This is a genomic window from Psychrobacter sp. NPDC064578, assembly GCF_044901245.1.
GTDB lineage: Bacteria > Pseudomonadota > Gammaproteobacteria > Pseudomonadales > Moraxellaceae > Psychrobacter > Psychrobacter cibarius_C.
Genome location: NZ_JBJDPI010000010.1, coordinates 66,185 through 87,165, shown reverse-complemented (window position 1 = coordinate 87,165; position 20,981 = coordinate 66,185). Strand labels below are relative to the sequence as shown.

General features: G+C 41.1%; 18 protein-coding genes and 1 tRNA gene. 10 read left to right on the top strand and 9 right to left on the bottom strand.

The window, feature by feature from the left end:
• From ACI2JM_RS12260 to ACI2JM_RS12240, 5 genes are all read left to right on the top strand, one after another.
• Window positions 1-2,604, top strand: a complete 2,604-nt coding sequence (locus tag ACI2JM_RS12260; RefSeq protein WP_404644526.1) for an ABC transporter permease — start codon at window positions 1-3, stop codon at window positions 2,602-2,604.
• Window positions 2,605-2,770: 166 nt separating this feature from the next.
• Window positions 2,771-4,174 carry an AAA family ATPase gene (locus tag ACI2JM_RS12255; protein WP_404644524.1) on the top strand — a complete coding sequence of 468 codons (1,404 nt, stop codon included), beginning with the start codon at window positions 2,771-2,773 and terminating at the stop codon, window positions 4,172-4,174.
• Complete coding sequence (locus ACI2JM_RS12250; RefSeq protein WP_404644522.1) at window positions 4,171-4,848, top strand: hypothetical protein; 678 nt, start codon at window positions 4,171-4,173, stop codon at window positions 4,846-4,848. Before ACI2JM_RS12255 ends, ACI2JM_RS12250 begins: the two co-directional genes overlap by 4 nt.
• Window positions 4,849-5,161: 313 nt before the next feature.
• Complete coding sequence (locus ACI2JM_RS12245) at window positions 5,162-6,493, top strand: valine--pyruvate transaminase (protein ID WP_404644520.1); 1,332 nt, start codon at window positions 5,162-5,164, stop codon at window positions 6,491-6,493.
• A 109-nt stretch (window positions 6,494-6,602) separates the two neighbouring features.
• Complete coding sequence (locus tag ACI2JM_RS12240) at window positions 6,603-7,010, top strand: hypothetical protein (RefSeq protein ID WP_404644518.1); 408 nt, start codon at window positions 6,603-6,605, stop codon at window positions 7,008-7,010.
• Between the two features lie 30 nt (window positions 7,011-7,040).
• On the opposite strand, the gene ACI2JM_RS12235 is transcribed toward ACI2JM_RS12240, so the two are convergent.
• The 4 genes from ACI2JM_RS12235 to hisB all read right to left on the bottom strand — a co-directional run bounded on the left by ACI2JM_RS12235 (window position 7,041) and on the right by hisB (window position 10,273).
• Entirely contained in the window at window positions 7,041-8,156 is a 1,116-nt protein-coding gene (locus ACI2JM_RS12235) for a hypothetical protein (RefSeq protein ID WP_404644516.1), read from the bottom strand.
• Between the two features lie 98 nt (window positions 8,157-8,254).
• Window positions 8,255-8,629: a hypothetical protein gene (locus ACI2JM_RS12230; RefSeq protein ID WP_201604532.1), complete on the bottom strand. Its 375-nt coding sequence runs from the start codon at window positions 8,627-8,629 to the stop codon at window positions 8,255-8,257.
• Window positions 8,630-8,812: 183 nt separating this feature from the next.
• Window positions 8,813-9,448 (bottom strand): imidazole glycerol phosphate synthase subunit HisH, encoded by a 636-nt coding sequence (gene hisH / locus ACI2JM_RS12225; protein ID WP_404644514.1) that lies wholly within the window; start codon window positions 9,446-9,448, stop codon window positions 8,813-8,815.
• Between the two features lie 159 nt (window positions 9,449-9,607).
• Window positions 9,608-10,273 (bottom strand): imidazoleglycerol-phosphate dehydratase HisB, encoded by a 666-nt coding sequence (hisB, locus tag ACI2JM_RS12220; protein ID WP_227697690.1) that lies wholly within the window; start codon window positions 10,271-10,273, stop codon window positions 9,608-9,610.
• A gap of 572 nt (window positions 10,274-10,845) precedes the next feature.
• On the opposite strand from hisB, the gene ACI2JM_RS12215 reads away from it, so the two are divergent.
• Both ACI2JM_RS12215 and ACI2JM_RS12210 read left to right on the top strand, forming a co-directional pair.
• Complete coding sequence (locus ACI2JM_RS12215; protein ID WP_404644512.1) at window positions 10,846-11,268, top strand: hypothetical protein; 423 nt, start codon at window positions 10,846-10,848, stop codon at window positions 11,266-11,268.
• A 112-nt stretch (window positions 11,269-11,380) separates the two neighbouring features.
• Window positions 11,381-11,456, top strand: a tRNA-Phe gene (locus ACI2JM_RS12210).
• A gap of 126 nt (window positions 11,457-11,582) precedes the next feature.
• Here the strand turns inward: ACI2JM_RS12210 and ACI2JM_RS12205 are convergent.
• The 3 genes from ACI2JM_RS12205 to ACI2JM_RS12195 all read right to left on the bottom strand — a co-directional run bounded on the left by ACI2JM_RS12205 (window position 11,583) and on the right by ACI2JM_RS12195 (window position 13,917).
• On the bottom strand, window positions 11,583-12,716 hold the full coding sequence (locus tag ACI2JM_RS12205; RefSeq protein ID WP_404644510.1) for a helix-turn-helix domain-containing protein: 1,134 nt from the start codon (window positions 12,714-12,716) through the stop codon (window positions 11,583-11,585).
• A gap of 20 nt (window positions 12,717-12,736) precedes the next feature.
• Window positions 12,737-13,444 (bottom strand): hypothetical protein, encoded by a 708-nt coding sequence (locus ACI2JM_RS12200; RefSeq protein WP_404644508.1) that lies wholly within the window; start codon window positions 13,442-13,444, stop codon window positions 12,737-12,739.
• Window positions 13,445-13,548: 104 nt separating this feature from the next.
• Window positions 13,549-13,917, bottom strand: a complete 369-nt coding sequence (locus ACI2JM_RS12195; protein WP_404644506.1) for a hypothetical protein — start codon at window positions 13,915-13,917, stop codon at window positions 13,549-13,551.
• 182 nt (window positions 13,918-14,099) lie between these two features.
• Between ACI2JM_RS12195 and ACI2JM_RS12190 the strand changes: the two genes are divergently transcribed.
• Entirely contained in the window at window positions 14,100-14,600 is a 501-nt protein-coding gene (locus ACI2JM_RS12190; protein ID WP_404644504.1) for a DUF4385 domain-containing protein, read from the top strand.
• A gap of 164 nt (window positions 14,601-14,764) precedes the next feature.
• The gene (locus ACI2JM_RS12185) at window positions 14,765-15,457 is read left to right on the top strand and encodes a phosphoglycolate phosphatase (RefSeq protein WP_404644502.1); all 693 of its coding nucleotides are present in this window, start codon (window positions 14,765-14,767) and stop codon (window positions 15,455-15,457) included.
• 155 nt (window positions 15,458-15,612) lie between these two features.
• Here the strand turns inward: ACI2JM_RS12185 and ACI2JM_RS12180 are convergent, their stop codons facing one another.
• Together ACI2JM_RS12180 and ACI2JM_RS12175 are read right to left on the bottom strand one after the other, a co-directional pair.
• Window positions 15,613-16,254, bottom strand: coding sequence for a hypothetical protein (locus ACI2JM_RS12180; RefSeq protein ID WP_372860298.1), 642 nt, complete (start codon window positions 16,252-16,254; stop codon window positions 15,613-15,615).
• Between the two features lie 46 nt (window positions 16,255-16,300).
• On the bottom strand, window positions 16,301-17,878 hold the full coding sequence (locus ACI2JM_RS12175) for a YifB family Mg chelatase-like AAA ATPase (protein WP_201615083.1): 1,578 nt from the start codon (window positions 17,876-17,878) through the stop codon (window positions 16,301-16,303).
• Between the two features lie 370 nt (window positions 17,879-18,248).
• Between ACI2JM_RS12175 and ACI2JM_RS12170 the strand changes: the two genes are divergently transcribed.
• Entirely contained in the window at window positions 18,249-20,732 is a 2,484-nt protein-coding gene (locus ACI2JM_RS12170) for a penicillin acylase family protein (protein WP_404644499.1), read from the top strand.
• Window positions 20,733-20,981 lie beyond the last annotated feature (249 nt).

Sequence of the window (20,981 nt, the reverse complement as noted above, 5' to 3'; positions counted from 1 at the left end):
ATGACTAAAGCTACGATCACAAAAAGCGATACTGCTATCAATAATAAGGCTACTAATCCCAAAGGGAACCGTTTCTTTAGCGGTCAAACACTCGGATCTCAAGCACTAAGCCGTAGCTGGTGGCAACGCTGGGTGTATCCCGTGTTGTTTCTACTAACCTTAACGTTATCGCTTGCAACCTATCTGACCCTCGACTCTGTGCAGCAGTCTGTCGATCGATATATCAATGATAATCAGCGCGCGCTCGTTGGTGGGGATTTGATTTTAAACAGTAAGCAAGACTGGCCAAGTGAAGTATTGACGCAGGTAGAAACAATCCCCGATATGCAGACGGTGTATGACTATCAATTTAGCGCCATGCTGGTCAATGATGAGCAAACCTTGCTTGCTAGCATTAAAGCGGTCTCACCGTCGTATCCCTTATACGGTACAGCAGAGCTAGCTTCAGGACAGCCGCTGTGGGATCAGCTAACCTCTGACAGTGTAATCGTCGCGCCAGAAGTCCTCACAAGCCTAAAGGCCAAGGTCGGCGACCGTATCGCTATTGGCGATGCGCAGTTCACAATAAGTGATGTACTGACAAAAGAACCTGATCGCCCGCTGACCACCTTTGGGTTTGGTGGGCGTGTCTTAATGCATCAAGACTCACTCGCAGCGACCAATCTATTGGGTCAACGTAGCCGCATAAACTATCGTATTGAGATGGCAGGCGACCCAGAGCTGATAACCACGCAGCGTGAACAGCTTACAGATATCCTGACCAATTACCCTGATATCGAGCTCTCTGACGCAGAGTCCGCAGATACTTCGGTCTCGCGTATCTCTGACAATGTACTGATGTTTTTAAAATTATTGGTCATCGCAGTGTTGCTACTTTCTGCGGTTGCCATGTACGGCGTCATTAGCGCGTTTGTCACCAAGCAGCAATCTAATAATGCCATTCGTTTGGCATTAGGTGAACCGCTTGGCTCACTCAAGCGCAGCTACTATCAATTGCTTATCGTCACCACTGCCATTGCTTGTATTGCAGCGATTATACTGAGTCTAGGTTTGCTTAAAATTGGTCAGCCGTATCTGGTGGCTATCTTGCCTACCGATGTTGGGCTGTCCATCAATCCAATCAGTGCAATTAAGACTATTGTGATTGCCTTGGTCCTAACGTTGCTGATTGCGCAGCGTGGTTTGAGCGCGCTTAACACCACCAAACCCGCTACTCTACTCAATCAAGGAGCGAGTACGCAAACACAAAACTTGCCTTGGTATCGGCGCGTGCCCTTACTATGGTATGGCTTGGTGCTGGCAGGGTTGTATGCCTTCTTTGCTTATGAAGTTGGTTCACTGTCATTAGGGGCGCAGCTATTGGGCGGGTTGATTGGCTTTGTGGCGATATTTTGGCTACTGGCGCGTGGGTGGCTCTGGCTGCTTGCCAAATTGGCGAGCAATACCAAGGTCAGTTGGATGCAGCGTATCGCCATTCATAACCTTGCGCGTAAAGGTAACCAATCTGCTTTATTCTTTGTCACCTTATCGCTATCGGTCGCAGTGCTGACGCTCATCACCACCCTCAATCACAGTATCAATGCGCAGTTTATTAATGCCTATCCTGAAGACGCGCCCAATCTATTCTTGCTCGATGTGCAGAGCGATCAACATGACGATATTGATGCGATCATTGAAGCACCCGTCACTTATCATCCCGTCATTCGTGCGCGTGTAGAAACGGCAAATGACGTACCGGCAAAAGATATTGAGCCTGAGGATGGCTTCGATGATCCTACGCGAGTGTTTAACTTAAGCTACGCAGATACGGTCATGGAGACCGAATATATCACTGAATCACTCACGGATGACGCGCTATACACCCCTATCGATGCGACAGATGAGCAAGTCAAACCCTTGTCTATTTTAGATACTGCCGCCAGTATGCTCAATGTCGGCATGGGTGATCAGGTACGATTTAATATTCAAGGGATCGAAATCATCGGGCAAATTACCAGTATTCGCACGCGCTATGAGCGTGGCCCAAGCCCGTATTTCTATTTCTTATTTGAGCCGTCCGTTCTATTGGCTGCACCGCAGATTCAGTTTGCCACTGCGCATGTGCCAGCCGATGATATTCCAGAGCTACAAGGCAAACTGGTACGCGAGTTCCCTGCTGTGACCAGTATTGACGGTACGATTATCGCTGAGCAAGTCCAAGGGTTGGTCGCACAGATGAGCCGCTTGGTGTATATTTTTACTTTGCTTGCCTTGCTTACGGGCATCATGGTGCTCATCAGCTCGTTACTCTCTACGTCACAAGATCGTATGAAGGACAGCGCGTCATTTAGACTATTGGGTATGCAAAAGCGTGACCTATATATGCTCAATATCTTAGAGCTGGGTGTGCTTGGGATTAGTGCAGCGACATTTGCGGTGATTATCGCCACTGGCGGTGCTTGGCTGGCGGTCACTCAATGGTTCAATCTTCGCTTTAGTGTGCCATGGACAAACTTAGGACTTGGCAGTATTGCGTTAGTTGCCCTGCTGTTTGCTATTGCCATTATTTATGTGAGATTGGTGATTGGACGCGGGATTATGGCACGAGTGCGGGCGATGGTTTAGTGATGTAGATAACGCTGCTTTTGCTGCTATCTTAGCTAGACAGGGGCAGTCGCCAGAATAAGTATATCTAAGACAGTCAAGGCTAAAATAGCAGAAGACATAAATTGGTGATACCATACCTTAGACCTTAAAATCAATACGTTTCACTAGAAGTAGGAAAGCTCTAATGAATTATGACATACACATTGAAAACTTAGGTGCTATCGAAGAGGCTGATATTACTATTACGCCTTTAACTATTCTTGCAGGCGAAAATGGTACAGGTAAGAGCTTTGTGACTAAGTTTTTTTATTCGGTATTTAATTCACTTGTTAAAAATGTTTATACTATAGGAGTTAGTAGAACCAGTGTCAAGATTCACAATACTATTAATAACTTGCTCCGAAAAGAAAGTTTTTTAAATGATGAAAAGTTATTTCTCGAAGTCTTTAAAGAAACTATTACTGAAACATTTCCTTTTAGTAGTCAGGCAAGTTTTGGAATTAGCTCTTATGCTCCTGACGAGATTGTGAAACAAATATCTGATCATTTAGATTATTTTAAAAAAAATATTTTGACAAAATTGGAAACAAGTGATGATCTCAATATAGATAAGGACGGACAGCACTTACTTTTCAGTTTTTACGACTTTTATAAAAGCATTGCTACAGATACGGAACTACTACTTTATTATCTAAAAAACCCTAATGAAAGCTATGTGAAATTTCTTAAAGATGAGGTAATAAACCAGTTAAAAGAAAACTTTCAAATTTCTGAATTAAAACACCTAATTAAATTTAGCTCCAACTATTGTTCATTCAGTATTAAAAATATTTTATCTATTAACATCTTGAGCAATAATGAAATTGAAATAGATTTAGTATCTTTCCCTTCATTTGCTAATCTTTTATTTTTTGAGTCACCAGTTTATTGGAAACTCTTATCTATCATACCTGATAAGAGACTAGGTCTAGGTTTTTCTGGGTATATTAAAAATAAAGATATGTTTAAAGAAACTCTTACGGGAGTACCTCAACATTTCATTGACTTAAAAGACTTAATATTTACTAACTTTAAAGATGGTGAACGCCCTGATTTCATAATCAAATGTGCCAATGATTTAGAGAAGCAACTAAAAGGTAAATTTAAGGCAACCAATGATGATTTAATATTCGAGAATAACAAAGGTCAAAGTATTTCGAAAAGCTTAGTTTCCTTTGGTATGACTAATATTGGTATTTTTCAGGCGGTACTAAGCAAAAATATTATAAATAAGGGCTCATTTGTATTTATTGATGAGCCAGAATCTAATTTACATCCTGAATGGCAGGCTATCCTAGCTAACGTATTGGTAGAACTTGCTAAAAATGGGGTTTATATAATCGTTACCACTCATAGTAGTGATATGTTAAAAGCATTTGATATTAGTACAAGAGAACAAAAGATAGATGAGGAATTATCTACTTATTATTTCAAATCGGATGGTAAGCTACTTAACATGACTGATGATAAATTTTCTCCTATTGAAATGGCGCGAAGAAAACTATTAGAAACTTATGAAGAGTTAATGATGCGAGGCTATTTTCTATGACTTCCACATTAAGTATGAAAGGTTTTGTAGAGCATATGCATCATAAACGTGGAAGAAATACTAATATTGAATTTTGCAATTTTTATGCTTATAAATTGGATGAAGCTGATGGAATTGGCACTGCATTAGGTGTTAAGGTGAATGAAGCTAGTCAAGCTGATTATGTTTTAATTAGTGAGTTAAAAAAGATAGTGCAAATTATTGAGTGTACTGATTTGACTGAAACTATAAAAGAATGTAGAGAGGCAGAAGTTATTGTAGGTGAGGAAAAAGAATCCCTCGCAGAATTATTTAACAAGAATAAGGAAGCGGCTAAGAAAATAGTAATGAAAAAACTATGGGACGATGTTGTTAATGAGTTTCAAAAAAAGTGGTTAGGTTCAAGGTTTGTAATGGAAAAATATAGCCGTAAAATTGGGCTTGAAGATGATTTTAAGTGTAGATTTCTGATAGTTCTAAGAGATGGAACTGATATGAAAGAATTACAAATAGTATGTGATAGGCTAAGAGGAATGATGGGAGAGGTACCTGTCTGCAATAGCAACAATGTTGGACGATTACTACTTTTCAAGATGCCAAAACCCTCTATCTTAATCACCAGTTATCAGTCAAACTTTACATTTTTAAGTAACCCTTATCCTCTTGATAATACTAACTTCGTGAGTATAAAGTAGAGTATTAAAATCTATCGATAATAACTACTCTCTTAAACTACGTCTTAGGGCGCTGCTTAGCACCGATTATAGCGGATATCCTACTGGGTTTATCGAATCGCAGTGACTTAGCTTCAAAAACCTAAAATAAAACGCCTTCTAATCATCTAGAAGGCGTTTTTTGCTTTACTGGACGTATAGGCATACAAACCAATATCAGCCATGCAGTTTGCTTATTTATTGGGGCGATTACCTAGCCCTCATTTGCTATACTAGCCCAACTTTATCGATTAATAACCCCTTATAAAACCCTCCAAAACAGCATGGTAGCCTTATGAAATTTTCAAAGTTCGGTCAAAAATTTACCCAGCCCACTGGCATCTCACAATTGATGGACGATTTGGGCGATGCACTAAAAAGCGATCAGCCTGTCAATATGCTGGGCGGTGGTAACCCTGCCAAAATTGATGCCGTCAATGAGCTATTTTTGGAGACGTATAAAGCGCTTGGCAATGACAATGATGCAGGAGAGGCCAATAGTAGCGCGATTATCAGCATGGCGAACTACTCTAACCCACAAGGTGATGCGGCATTTATCGATGCCTTGGTTGGCTTCTTTAACCGTCATTATAATTGGAACCTAACCTCAGAAAATATCGCCCTGACCAATGGCTCACAGAATGCATTTTTCTATCTGTTTAATCTATTTGGCGGCGCTTTCGTTGATGAAAGCAATCAAGATAAATCAAGCGAATCTATCGACAAATCCATTCTACTGCCATTGACCCCTGAGTATATCGGCTATAGCGACGTGCATGTCGAAGGTCAGCATTTCGCAGCGGTATTGCCACATATCGATGAAGTGACTCATGACGGCGCAGAAGGCTTCTTTAAATATCGTGTCGATTTTGACGCATTAGAGAACTTGCCAGCGCTAAAGGAAGGCCGTATCGGCGCGATTTGCTGCTCACGCCCGACCAACCCGACTGGCAACGTGCTGACCGACGAAGAAATGGCGCATTTGGCCGAGATTGCCAAACGTTATGACATACCGCTTATCATCGATAATGCCTACGGTATGCCCTTCCCTAATATCATCTATTCAGACGCGCATTTGACGTGGGATAACAATACGATTCTGTGCTTTAGCCTGTCTAAAATTGGCCTGCCCGGTATGCGTACGGGTATTATCGTAGCCGATGCTGAAGTGATCGAAGCCGTTAGCGCGATGAATGCGGTGGTGAATCTAGCACCGACACGCTTTGGTGCAGCGATTGCCACGCCACTGGTAGAAAACGACCGTATCAAGCAGTTAGCCGATAACGAGATTAAGCCGTTTTATCAAAAGCAGGCGACCCTCGCCGTGAAGCTGTTAAAAGAAGCTTTGGGCGATTACCCGTTGATGATTCATAAGCCTGAAGGCGCGATATTCTTATGGTTGTGGTTTAAAGACTTGCCAATTACCACGGTTGAGCTGTACGAGATTTTAAAAGAAAAAGGCACGCTCATCGTACCAAGTCAGTATTTCTTCCCTGGTGTCGATGTTAGCGATTATCAGCATGCACATGAATGTATTCGTATGAGTATCGCGGCTGATGAGCAGACGCTGACTGATGGTATTGCAGCGATTGGTGAAGTGGTACGTGAGTTGTATGATGGTCGGTAGGTTTTGCAAGTGAGCTGAGAATTATAGTTAGGTCTAGTGTAAAAGTATTCGAAAGTCTCTACGCCAGTTACAGCCATCACATTATTTTAGGAATAACTAAATGAGACTTATGTCAGCTATAGTCTTACTTCTAATGTCTGGTTGTAGCGCTGTACATTCCGATGACGCCAACTATAAAGTTTTGATTCATGGCAATGAGGAATGCAACTATGACTATGGTGTAGAAGACTTTTGCGACGAATATAATCAAATATCCTATAAAAATACTGACAAGACTGTCAATTTTGATAAAGATAAAGTTTTAGTGTTTCCGGAAGATAACTTTGGTTATTTAGTTGTTATAAACCCAGAAACTCAAATAGCTTATCCTTTTGGATACTTAGTTAATTATAAAAAACTAATTTTTTCTAAAGATTCTAACGAATTCTGTATAGAGGGAGATATCTCCGCTTATCGTGATGAGGATAGTGGATACTTCTGTTTTGAGTTTACTGAAAAAAACTTTGAGCGCATTTAAAATGCTACTCGCTAGTATTTAGCCTAACAATTATAAATCTACCTTTATTCTAATATATTGAAAAGTATCATTAAGATCATTAAAGTTGCCGTTTTCTTTCCAGAAGGCGGCGCTATGAGTAACCGCTAAATATAAATAGCCGTCTCTTGCCCAAAATATGTCTTTTGGCTCCTCCATAGGCATCCAATGCATAAAGCCTGCACCCATGATCGGGATGATGTCTGTTCCCTTAATTCTATACAGCTCTAGATCGGTGTATTGCTCATATGGGTTGGTATAGGCTGAGATGATATATTTTTTATTGGGCGAGATATGAGGATAATCTATAAACGTCTGCGTCGTCTCACCCGAATTTTTATCAATCATCTTATAGTCACCGCTTTCCCAGTAACCTCCACTGACCAAATACTGATTTAACGGGGCAATCTGACCTACGTACTCAAAAATCTGATACCCATCATTATCTACATTCTTATCAGTGAACGTTACTACCTTGCCAGCAGTTGGAATAGATATCACCCCATTTCTCTTTTTAATACTTTCATCTTTTGATAAAAAATCAACGGCAAGTGGACGTTTTTTCTCAAAAAAAGCCTTATCAATCAGCTCTATTTTCAGGTAGTCGTTAAGTGCTTTCCCATCTTCAAAAGACTCGTAATCTTCGCCGACGGATAGATACGCTAGTATGTTTAAGTCTTCAGCAGTCAATACCACCTTATCAAAAGTACCAACATCACTTTTTTTGATATAGACTTTCTCCTCTTGATTAGCAGAGACGTGTCGACCCTCATCATCTTCATATTCCCTATGTACCATCGCTTTGATACCGTACCACTCTTTATTGTCTTCAATGACTTCTAATTTCTCACCAAAGGCATAGCTTTTCACCTTTCGAGCAGCGCCGCTTGGTAACTGACGTGCGATTGCCCCATCTTTTGCCGTCACGTAGACTTGCTTCAATACAGTCGTATCATCGTAGTCAATCTCGATACCATCACGATTGTACTGTGCCAAAAGTGCTGCCGATATGGGTTTATTTAGGTCAATGATGACATTTTGACTTGCCACTGCTGAATGATAGCTAAACGTCGTTAGGAATAGAATGGTAGAAGAAAAAATGTAAGTAGGTATTTTAAATGAAGACATAATATGGTCTGCTATATATTTTATATTATAAATTTTACACCATAAAATCCTACTTAAGTTTACTTTTTTGATATCTGAAATAAAATTACTTCGGAATATTAGCGCTGCTTTAAAAGTTTAGTAGACGGATTGAATGAACTGAATATCTTCGTCCACTTATTCAGCGCATAGAGCACGTAAGGCAGCAGGCACGTATTGATCAAATCGCGGAGGCTTGCGACTAGCTGTTCGTGGCTTAAACCCGCCATGCCTGACGCTTCAATCGTATTTCGATTATCTAAATACTCGCCCAATAAAGCAATGCCCGTCACGACGACTAGAGCCATGAATGATCTGATGCTTTGGTTTTTAATGATAGGACGCAGCACAAGCAGACACAAAAGATAGATGCCGACGCCGACATAGATATGTAAGGCATCTTTGGCAAGGCCAGATACTTCAATAACATTGATTTTAAAAGCGGTAAAATCCACTAGAGTATTCCAAATATAAGCAAGTAGAAAACGACTGAGAGTATCACTAAACCATGATGGCTAAACTATAATAGTTAAAGAGTGGCAGCTACAAAGTGATGGCTGAGCATAAAAAAGGCAGATTATATAATGGATAATCTACCTTCTACTAAATTAAATATTCACTTCACGGTTATCAACTACTTACACATTCCACTCGACGAAATTTTTCAACAACTGCAAGCCAGCAGTATGACTTTTTTCTGGGTGGAACTGAGTCGCAAATAAATTGTCTTGGATGACACTGGCACAAAACGGTTGACCATAGTCACATACCGCCGCCACTTGTGAGCTATTAGTAGGCTCGCAGTAATAGCTGTGCACAAAGTAAAAATGCGCGTTGTCCTCAATACCATGCCACAATGGATGGTCAAAATCCATACCGCTAATGGTGTTCCAGCCCATATGCGGTACTTTGATGGTAGCGCCCTGCTCGTCTTTCCACGTAGGATCAAATGCTTCTACACTGCCGTTTAAGACATCCAAACAGTCCGTACCACCATTTTCAGCGGACTGCTCAAACAATGCCTGCATGCCCACACAAATAGCCATGACAGGCTTGTTAAACACCGCATGGCGTATGACGTCATCAATCCCTGCTTCATGCATGCCAGCGATACAGTCACGCATCGCACCGACACCGGGGAAGACAATCTTATCTGCCGCAGCGACGACTTTTGGGTCGTTAGTGATAGAGACTTCTGCCCCAACTACCGATAGTGCTTTGCTAGCAGAGTGCAAATTACCCATACCATAATCTAGTAGCGCTACTTTAGTCATCGATTGGTTCTCATTTTTAAATATTTTGACTACTGTACTATTTATACTGTTGGCCATTACTAAGGTGTAGATAAGGTTTTGCTACAAGGAAGTCAAGCACAGGCTGTACAACTAGTACGCCAAGCTTGACTGACACCGTAGCAGACCCTTAAATGCGCATTAGAAAGCCTCTTTAGTCGAAGGCAGAGTATTAAGCGCACGCTCATCATACTCACAAGCCATACGTAACGCACGAGCAAACGCTTTAAAGGTAGACTCGATTTGGTGATGGCTGTTTTTGCCTTTTAAATTGTCTAAATGCACCGTCATCCATGAATGATTGACGAAACCATAGAAAAACTCACTAAACAAATCAACATCGAAATTACCGACATGCGAGCGAGTAAAAGGGATATCCATGTGTAGGCCAGGACGACCTGACAGATCAACAACCGCACGAGTTAATGACTCATCGAGTGGCGCATAAAAATGCCCATAACGACGAATGCCTTTTTTGTCACCCAATGCTTTATTAAATGCTTGTCCAAGGGTAATACCAGTGTCTTCAACGCTATGATGGTCATCGATAAAGGTATCACCGTTGCATTTAATCTCTAAGTCAAATAAACCGTGACGCTTGATTTGGTCAATCATATGATCCAAAAACGGCACGCCAGTATCTACAACCCCTTGACCCGTACCATCAAGATTGACAGTACAAGTCACTTGGGTCTCAGCAGTAATGCGCTCAACGGTCGCAATACGTTCAGGGCGACCATGTAAATTTAGGTTTTTTGGTGCATTTTGCTCAGGTGTATCAGCAGTCGTCATTGCATTGGCGGTCATGGCTACTCTCTATCAGTTTTTATCAGTGAAAAGCGGTCAATAAATAAGGCAAAACATGCCCAAATATTTTACTAGTGTCTGGGTCAGCGCTAGCAAAGAATGTATTAGAAAATGATATATACAAAAGATATCAAGGTATTAGGGCGTGTCCTCATTTTAAAAATGGCGATAAAAATGAGATAAATTGCAGTCAAACAAGGAAAATAGCGCAGATAATATCGAGATATTAGTCAGCTATTTGACGCCGTTTGGCAAGATTTAGCCATTTTTAACCCATTTAGATAACTATCGATTGAATTGAGGACACGCCCTAGGGTTTGTACGTACAAAATATCATCTAGCCTCATCATAGCAAACCCTAACATTTACTGCCACGACCAAGCGGTAAACCACGCACAAAATTACCGCATTCTGCTAAAATAGTGTGTTCAGTATTATTAATCATGACTTGCACTGACTTTTAGATATCATATTCTACAGCCCACTTTCTATGACTTTTGCCGTGTTATAACTTTGTGCTGTGTCATACTGCTACTTTATACAATAGAAACTCTCTGTTTATAGGAACTGCTATGCCTTTAGAAGCGATCGCCATTAATAGCTTGGATACACCACTCATCGAAAAACCTGCGCGCGACAATGAGCTAGCAGAGCGCTTGCAGGCATTATATGATAGCGATGATGCGCAGCCTGATGGTATCGAGGTATTAAATATCGTTGAGCAAGGGTTTAAGCGTGGGCAATATCTATATGTCGGTATGTTCAATGACAAGCCTATCGCTGCAGTTGCCTGTTTTGATGATGGGCAAACCGACGCCAAGCGTCTGCAATATTTAACGGTACATCAGCAAAATCGCGGTCGCGCTATCGATGCTAAGTTTATTAAACTGGTCTATGATGCCGAGGTAAAAAAAGGCGTCCGTGAGTTTGTCCCTGCCGATGCGGATATCCATCGTATTATGAGCGAGTATGATTTACTGCGTGTTAAAGACTAAATCGAGAGCAAAAACTGTTAATTTTGCCAATATTTGATTATTTATCTTCTATTATGCAAAAACTACTTGACAGCAACGTCTATATTTAGTTTAATAGCGCCTCAACGAAGACGGCTCGATAGCTCAGTCGGTAGAGCAACGGATTGAAAATCCGTGTGTCGGCAGTTCGAACCTGCCTCGAGCCACCATTCGTTTAAGAATTCTAAAAAGCCCCGAACAGCAATGTTTGGGGCTTTTTTTATGTCTGTCTTAACTTACTACCGAACCCAAAGCGAGCTATTGGATTCGGTCAGATCAGAAAAAATTTATATTAACTAAGCTTTTTTTAGTGTCTTATCAGTGAAACTAATAATTTTTCCAAAATCATTTTCTAGATAGCGGCTAGGTAATGACAACATATCTTCAACATCATTCCTACTCAATTTTGCCGTACTTAACACTTCTGATTTTTTGAAGTTACCTTGCTCTATTAGGCCATCAATAACTTGTCTAAACAAAATAGGAGTCTCTAAAGGAATTTCTTCATCATAAGGTTCAACCTTCTTCCAGTTCTTCCTAGCTAAAGTACGCCATATGTTAGTAGATCTAACTTCGTCTACTAACTCTAAATTTTGAGCTTTGAATAACAATGCAGCAAGCGAGAGCTTCCACTTGCGTTTTAAAATAAGTAGAGAGTCTATGGATGGATAAATTAGATCGCTAACAAACTGATTTGACGGATAAATGAGTTCAGATGCAAACAGATTTGCTTGAGACTCAATTAGTTTATAAACTGCCGGTTTCTTATAGTCAGATTCTGGAACCTCTTTGTGAGCTATTAAATGGAAAACTTCGTGAGCTAAGTTAAAACGTCCGCGGCATGCACTATCTTTGTCAGTATTTAGATAAACAAAAGGCCTATTCCTATACCAGAATGATAAACCGTCCATTTTTGGATAGCCCAACTCTTCTTGAATCACACATATACCTGCCATTTCACAAGTAAACATTAGATCAGAAATAGGTCTATCGTCTAAACGCCACAGCTTCCTACAATCATTTGCAATTTTTATAATATCTTCATCGTCAAGTTTCATCCATTCTTTATAAGAATATACCTTAGGCAAATTAACTTCTGGGTAATCCACCCATTCTGAAAAAGAGAATAGTATTTCGGCAGCCCACTTTAGGCGTGCTTCAGCAACACTTCTTCCGATTTTAGTAGAGCTAGTATTAGACCTAAAGAAAGATACGGAAGTTTCTCCTAAATCTTCTGCTACTAACCATTCTATAGGTACATTCAGTACTTTAGAAATATCTTCCAGACGTTCGTTAGTATTCCTAGGATTATGATCGCCCTTCAACCATTTACTAACAGTGCTTTTACTAACATCAAGTATAGAAGCTAACGCAACCTGTGTAATGCCTCTTGCGTTCATGGCATTTTCTAGTCTTTGAGGATTGAGCATAATTTTCCAATTATCTCCTTTTATTCGTTTACTACTTCGTTGAAACGCTTTTTGATACTAACTAAATTAGGTTTAACTTCACTTTCGTTAAGTAATGGTTCTTCCAATGCTTTAGCTGTAGCTCTGATTTCATCAAAACTAAATGTAGTTAAAAATTTTGTATTTTCAGAGTTAGGAATACTTAGTTGAATATAAGCCTTAGGTTCCATATCAAGACTAAAGTTTCCTGTGATATTTGTCATAGAAAAAAGCACTTCAATAACTATAGTAATTCTTTCTTCTATTAATTTTGAAGTGTCATATGCTGTTTCAATACCAAGATCTAAGGTTAATTGCTTGTCTTCTAACCAACTATTTACACTTGCCCAATAAGCTTTGTATTTCCCTCTATATTTGTTCTTAGCTTGACCTCTTACAAGTAACAAATTAAAAGACTCAGAAGACAAATTTATGTACTGGTCACTGTTCGTTGTATTGAAAAGCAAATGAGAATCAAAACCATGCTTTCCTGCGACTTCCTGAAGCGCAATTTCAGCTAAATGTAATTGCTGTTCATTGAACATTTTCTGAGCTGCATGAGAATTATCTTTGACTAAATACCTGTCTTTGATGTAGTCAATAGCTTCTAAATATCTACCATTAAGCTGTTGAATGTAATCATCCAAAAAATCAGGCGTTAACTCCGAAGCTAGAAGGTCTAATATTTCCTTCCTAAGAATTTGATTCATCAAGTCATCCTTAATCAAGTTTCGTTTTTTGTATTTTAACTTAAAAAAGTTTCGTTTTATAGCTTTTATTTATATTTATTTGCTGTGTTTTCAAACTATTTTAATTATCTTAATCGACCACGCAACAGCAGATCACAACGCTCTCGCGAGTCTAAGTCATAAACCGTCGCGCGGTAATCGATACCATGACGCCCTTCAAAAAATATCACCCGATCGCCCACTGCTAAAAAACAAGACGTGCGCGCATCATAAATGAAACCATCAATCACGAACGCCAAATCACGATCTATCTCACGTACCGTATAAGTTTCTCCTTGCGGAATCAACTGCTCAAACCATGCGCTATGGGCAGCATTGGTGCTTAATACGCTGATGAGCAGCAGCGCTGATATCATACATATACTTTTTAACGACATCGTAAAAGCCGAGCCAGCTAGACTGATGCTATTGAGGATGTTTCTATTAACTGTCATAACTTTAACCTACTCAGACCTGCTCAATGATTGATTCTATTCGCCATGCTTCTCATGCTAAACGCTTACTGTCACGGTTGCATAACATTTTTGTGCTGTTTTTTAGACAGCGGCGCTCAGTATACTCGATAGTATTGATAATGATAAATTTGACAGATGACGAATACCAATAGGGAAAAGCGATGAGAGCGTTCGATTACGATTTGGATTATAAAAACCTAGATTTGCGCGCGCAGCCCGAGCTATATCGGGTCGGTCGCGGCGAGCAAGGCGTATTATTGGTAGAGCCGTATAAGTCTGAAATCCTGCCACACTGGCGCTTTGCGACCCCTGATATTGCGCTTGAGAGCAGCGAGACAATTTATCATATGTTTTTAGATTATCTGGCGGCCGATGACTTTGTGGGTGCTGATATGGCGCGCAAATTTATTCAAATGGGCTATACCCGCGCCTGTCGTTATGCCAATCACAAAGGCGGCAAAAAATACAAGGGCGCTGTTCCTGATGATAAAAAAGGTCAAAGCGGCGCGCATGGTCGCGAAGAGTTGCCACGACAAATCGAAGACCCAGTCAAAGCAGAGTCGGCGCGCATATTTAAACAGAAATGGGACGAGTGTCGTGAGAACGAAGATTATTTAAGAATGAAAAAGGAACATCGCGAACGTTATAAAGAGATTGAATAAGCATAAAATATATCAATAAAAATTATCCTCAGCCTGAAAAGATAGAAATACTTATAATGACAGACTGTTAAATAATTGAATTCATGATTTGCTGTGCTAAGGTAATGAGGGCTTGGAGCTAATACTCCAAAAAAGTATCAAATTGCTAGCTTGGGTAAATAATAATGACTGTAGATATTAAGCAACTTTTGATTTTTGATTTCGATGGCACGCTCATTGATAGTGTGCCAGATTTGGCTGATGCGACTAATGCGATGTTAACCACTCTGGGCAAAGAGACTTACCCTATCGAGACCATACGAAACTGGATAGGCAACGGCTCAAGATTGCTGGTAGAGCGCTCACTAGTAGGTAAGGTAGAAGTGTTAGAAGGCGAGTTGACGGTCGAGGAAGCCAATCACGCAGAGCACCTATTTTTTGAGGCTTACAAAAATCTCAGTGGTAGCAAAACCGTTGCTTACCCAGATGTCGATAGCGGACTAAAAAAGCTAAAAGCGGCGGGATTTACGCTGGCGTTAGTGACCAATAAACCGATTCGTTTTGTGCCAAAAATATTGCAATCCTTTGGCTGGCAGGACTTATTCAGTGAAGTATTAGGCGGTGATAGTCTCTCAACTAAAAAGCCTGATCCAGCACCGCTACTGCATGTCTGTAAAGCGTTGAACGCCACTCCAGAACAAGCTGTGATGATTGGCGATTCTAGAAACGATATCTTAGCCGGACAAAATGCTAATATGGATACTTTCGGGCTGTCTTATGGCTACAACTACGGACAAGATATCCGTGAGCTAAACCCTACCGAAGCCTTTGATGATTTTGCTGATTTGGTTTCTTGGATTATGAAAGATAAAGCTTAACTCACAAAATATCACCTATAAGAAATAGCCATATTACTTGACTCCTATGACTATTTTTTATAAGCAGGTATATTGGTATAGATGTCAGCTAAGCTAGCAATAGCTTAAGAAAACAGATGAAAAGCGTTGCGACCTACCTTTCTATCTAACTACATTTACTTTTTATCAGTTATGGCCTCTATACCTTTGATAATAAATTGCTTGGAATATAAAGGCGATTTAAAACGTACCTTCGTCACTTTTTCAGCTGTTTCTATTAGTTTTCTTATAGCATCTTCTAGACCGGCTTCACTATAGGCTATTGATAATTCATTACTAAAACTCATATCAGGATTAGCAATGGTGCATTGAATTTTAGGGTGATTAATTTCTTGTAAATATGAGTGAAAGGCATCCTTGGAAATAACTAGACCAAACTCCCGCCAAGCATATTTTTTTCCCCAGTAATAGCCATCTAGGACTGTAGGATTTACACGATCATTGTTCTTACATTTATTGACTATGCCTCTCCTTTTAGATAGCTCCATTGCATACAGATAACTAAGCGTAGGATTAATTTCATCGCTTCTAGATAAACATGAAATATCAACAACCTTGTTACCATTATTATCCTCATAATAACCGATATTGTATCGTTCACCCTCAATAACTTCAGGAGTTCCACTTGCTTCAAATTGATATCTCGTTTTTGTAGTAGCTGGTTCAAACGAATGAACAAACTGTCCATCACCTATAGCATGGATTTCATAATTACTAATAATTAAATCGTGAATTGTTTTTAGTTTTCTAGACTTCATAGCACCCTCATTATTTTCAAGTAAATTTTATATCTATGTTACATTTTTATTTGCTCCGATAACTGAGCGCCTCAGACACATGAGCGCTTGTAATATCGATACTGTCAGCCAAATCAGCAATGGTACGTGCCACTCGCAATACGCGATGATAACCGCGTGCCGATAAATTCAGACGCTGCTGAGCGAGCTGTAATAGTTGCTGTTCACCCTCTCCTAGTTGGATATATTTATCAATCTCGCTAGGGCTAAGCTCATTATTGACCTTTTGTTGCCGCTGCATCTGATGTTTATGTGCAGCAATGACTCGAACGCGCACTTGTTCGGAGGTTTCGCCAGCTTGAGCGTTTTGCAAGTCGGCAATTGGCAGCGCAGGTACAGTGATATGCAAATCAATGCGATCAAGCAATGGACCTGATAGTTTATCTTGGTAACGTTTAATCTGTTCAGGTCGGCAGCGACAACGCCCTGAGGTATCGCCATCATAGCCGCATGGACATGGATTCATGGCAGCGACCAATTGGAAATTTGCAGGAAAAGTCATCTGCGAATTGGCACGGCTAATAGTGATTTGCTTGGCTTCTAATGGCTGACGCAATACCTCAAGCACACTCCGATCAAACTCTGGCAATTCGTCAAGGAATAATACGCCTTTATTAGCAAGGGTAATTTCACCCGGTTTTGGTCGTGAGCCACCACCCACCAAAGCCACGGCTGATATAGTGTGATGAACCTGCCTAAATGGTCTTGTCCCATAATCGTAATCGCTGTCTGCCACTGAATAAGTGCTGGCAACCTCTAATGCATCTTCATCACTTAAATCCGGCAATATGGTCGGCAGCCGTGACGCCATTAACGTCTTGCCTGAGCCGGGTGGCCCTGTAAATAACAGCGAATGACCACCAGCAGCGGCAATCTCTAGCGCGCGCCGTGCATGATGCTGTCCTTTGACATCAGCCAAATCCACTTGATAGCCAACATGCTGCTGTGCTGGACTCGGTTGTACAACGTCCAAAGATTCATAGGCTGCGCTTGGATTCGCTAACGACTGTAAGTGGTCACAAACTGTCTTTAAGCTTTGCGCGGCTAGTATCGTCACGCCATCCACACGGCTAGCCTCAGCACCATTATCAATCGGTACGATAAGCTGCGGTGTTTGTGGTTTTTGCCGTGGCTCGATCAGCTCTTGTTTAGTGATATTTGCCACCTGCAATACTTTGGACGCCAGCGCCTCAGCTTTGATCGCTCGTGCCACCGCTAAGCTGCCTGTCACTTGCCGTAAATTCCCATTGAGCGCTAACTCCCCGATAAACTCAAACCCTGATAATACTTCTGGATCCAATTGATCACTGGCTGCCAAGATTCCGATGGCAATCGGTAAATCAAGACGTGCACCATCTTTAGGCAAATCAGCGGGGGCTAAATTGATAGTAAGACGACGATTAGGAAATTGAAAGCCAGAGTTCAGAATCGCAGAGCGTACACGGTCTTTACTCTCACGTACCGCCGCCTCAGGCAAACCGACAATGGTCAATGCTGGCAACCCTTGTGACAGATGCACTTCAATAATGACCTTGGGCGCATGCAGTCCGACGACTGAACGAGTATAGACTTGGGCAAACGACATCAGCATTTTCCTAATATAGGGAATAATTGATAATAGAGTATTATGTATCAGTGCGCAAATGTCGTGTTTTATTGTCTCATTTTATTTACTAGCATAATTATCAACAGTTGTTATATGATAAACGGATGCTCTTTCGCTCAGTCTTATTCGGCTATGCTGCTCCAAAGATTATCCAAAGGTTCTCACACCTGTTAACCATGTTATTAACGTATTGGGTAATTTTAATCGCGCTACAAAGCATTAAAGATTAGCAAGAGTATTGGTAATAAAAGGATTTTATTGATCATATAAAGTTTGCTGGCGGCTTTTTGCTGCAGATTTATATAACACCTACTTTATATAACACCTACTACCATGGACGGATAAGCTTATGAGCATAAAGATGCATAATCGGCGTGTGCCCACACTCACGCTACTGACAGTAGCATTCTCTTTAGGACTATTCGGCTGCTCAGACAGCGACAATAGTTTCAATGACGATGATGTCATATCCCCTTCCACTAATTATGAAGCCGATATTCAGCGTACTGAGTTCGGTATACCACACATCACCGCAAAGGATTACAAAGGTCTGGGTTATGGCGTCGGTTATGCATTCGCAGAAGATAATTTCTGCTCACTAGCGCGTGAAGTTATAGTCGCTAGCGGTCAGAGTATGCTGTATCTAGGCGCTGACGGTAATTTGGCTAGCGATGCTTTTTATACGTGGTACAACACTGACAAGCGAAAAGCTGAATTTTTAGCAGCTCAAGACCCTGAAGTCATTGATGCTGTGACAGGTTATGCTGCAGGCTATAGCCGTTATCTACGTGATAAAGGCGTGGCTAATATCGATCCTGCTTGTGCCAATGCTGAATGGGTACGAGAGATTACTCTCGATGATTTATTGACGGTCTACGGTAAAGCCAATCTACGTGGTGGCTTATCTAATTTTGTCGGTCCCATTGTAGCAGCGGCACCGCCCTCTATTGCTGGCGTTCAGGGTAGCTCAAGAATGCGTAGTGTTCCAGTCGCAAACCCTGTCGTAGAGTCAGCACCTGCATTCAATATGGATACGATTAATGCGATGAGTGGCGGTAGTAATGCCTATGCCTTTGGTAAGGAGGTGACCGGTACTAGTAGCGGGGTTATGTATGGCAATCCGCATGAGCCATGGGATGGCGTCCAACGCTTCTATCAATTTCACTTAACGATGCCAGGTGAGCTGGATGTAATGGGTGCGGCTCAACAAGGTCAGCCTTTCCCTAACATCGGTTTTAATAAAGACGTGGCTTGGAGCCATACCGTATCCACTGCCAAACGTTTTACGCTTTATCAGCTTAGCTTAGTTGATGGAGATCCTCTCAAATACAATTATACTAATAGCGCTGGTGTGACTGAGCAGCGCGATATCGAAACCGTTCCTGTCACTATTCAGCTACCAAATAATCAGACACAGGTTCACAATATTTATGTCTCACAATATGGACCGATGTTAGCTGTCAATTTACTCAATGGTCAATTACCAGCATGGGGCGCTAATAATCTAGCTTATACTATTCGTGATGCCGCCTCTGAAAACCCAAGAGCGCTCAATCAGTGGCGTAGTATGAATAAGGCTACGAGCGTTGAGAACTTAGTCGATAGAATGCAAAGCGTCCTTGGTCTTGGGTTTGTTAATACTATTGCTACCGACCGTAATGGTAAGGCACTCTATGCTGACATCTCAACTGTACCAAATGTGACCAAAGCTAAGCTTGAAGCTTGTAGTAGTGCTGCATCTGGCCCCTTCCTTGGTGCTTTAATTGCCTCTGACTTGCCAGCACTGAATGGTAGTAACGCTGCCTGTGAATGGGGAGTTGATACAGACTCACCGCAAGCAGGTATCTTTGGGCGCTCAAACTTACCTTTCTTGATCCGCGATGATTATGTTGCTAACTCGAATGATAGCTATTGGTTAAGCAATTTAGAGCAACCACTGACTGGATTTTCACCACTCCTACGTCGTCGTTTAGCCCCCTTCTTAGGTGCTAGTCCAGCAGATGGTGTTCCATTGCTTATGCGCTCACGTATGGGACTGGTTCAAATACAAGATCGATTCAGTAATAAAGATAACTTGGGCGGTACTAACTTCAATTTAAACAATATGCAAGAGGTCGTCTATGGTAACCGCAGTTATGTCGCTGAGTTGGTACTCGACGACGTATTAGCAGATTGTCGAGCGAATGCTAGCATGCCTTTGACGGGTGGCTCTACTATTGATGCAACTAATGCTTGTAATATCTTGAGTAATTGGGATCGTCGTAATAATTTAGATAGTAAAGGCGCTCATGTCTTTAGAGAGTTTTGGCGTAATGTGGATTTCAATGAAACGACGGATACGATATTCAGTGTTAAGTTCGATGCAAAAGACCCAGTCAATACGCCTCGTGGTTTAATTATTAGTGCGGATACACGTACTGCTTTAGGAGATTCCATCAAGTTCTTCCAAGATAAAAATATCGCTCTTGATGCGTCTTTATCTGATTTGCAGTATATCGTTGATGCTAGTAAAAACGACGAGCGTATTGCTATGCATGGTGGCTTTGGTCGTGAAGGTGTATTCAATGTTGCAGAAACGAGAGGCACAAGCGCTAATGATGGCGCAAACTACCTCATTAATTTTGGTCCGACATATATGCAAAGCGTTACCTTTGATAGCGCTGGCCCTGTAGCAGAAGCCTTATTAGGTTACTCGCAAGCTTCTGATACTACTCGACCGTTCCATCGTGACCAGAGTCGTCGCTACTCAGCTAAAGAATGGATTCGTTTACCCTTCAATGCTAATGACGTTAGCAAGCAAGCCGTTGGCAATAAAATCCAGCTAAAAGAATAAGTTTGACGTAACTTAAATTAATGATAAAAAGACCTCAGATATATGCTGAGGTCTTTTTTACTTTATGGAAGCAGCCTGTTTGAATATCGTCGATGCATCATGATGCCAGCACTTAGCCAGCTAACCGCAAGAGGGGTATGAGTATAATTGCCAAAACCAAATGGACTTATCATAGACAGTTTGTATGTAAGAAAACTCGCCGACCACCCCACTGCAAACAAGGATTTGTTATACTAGTGCTTATTGATG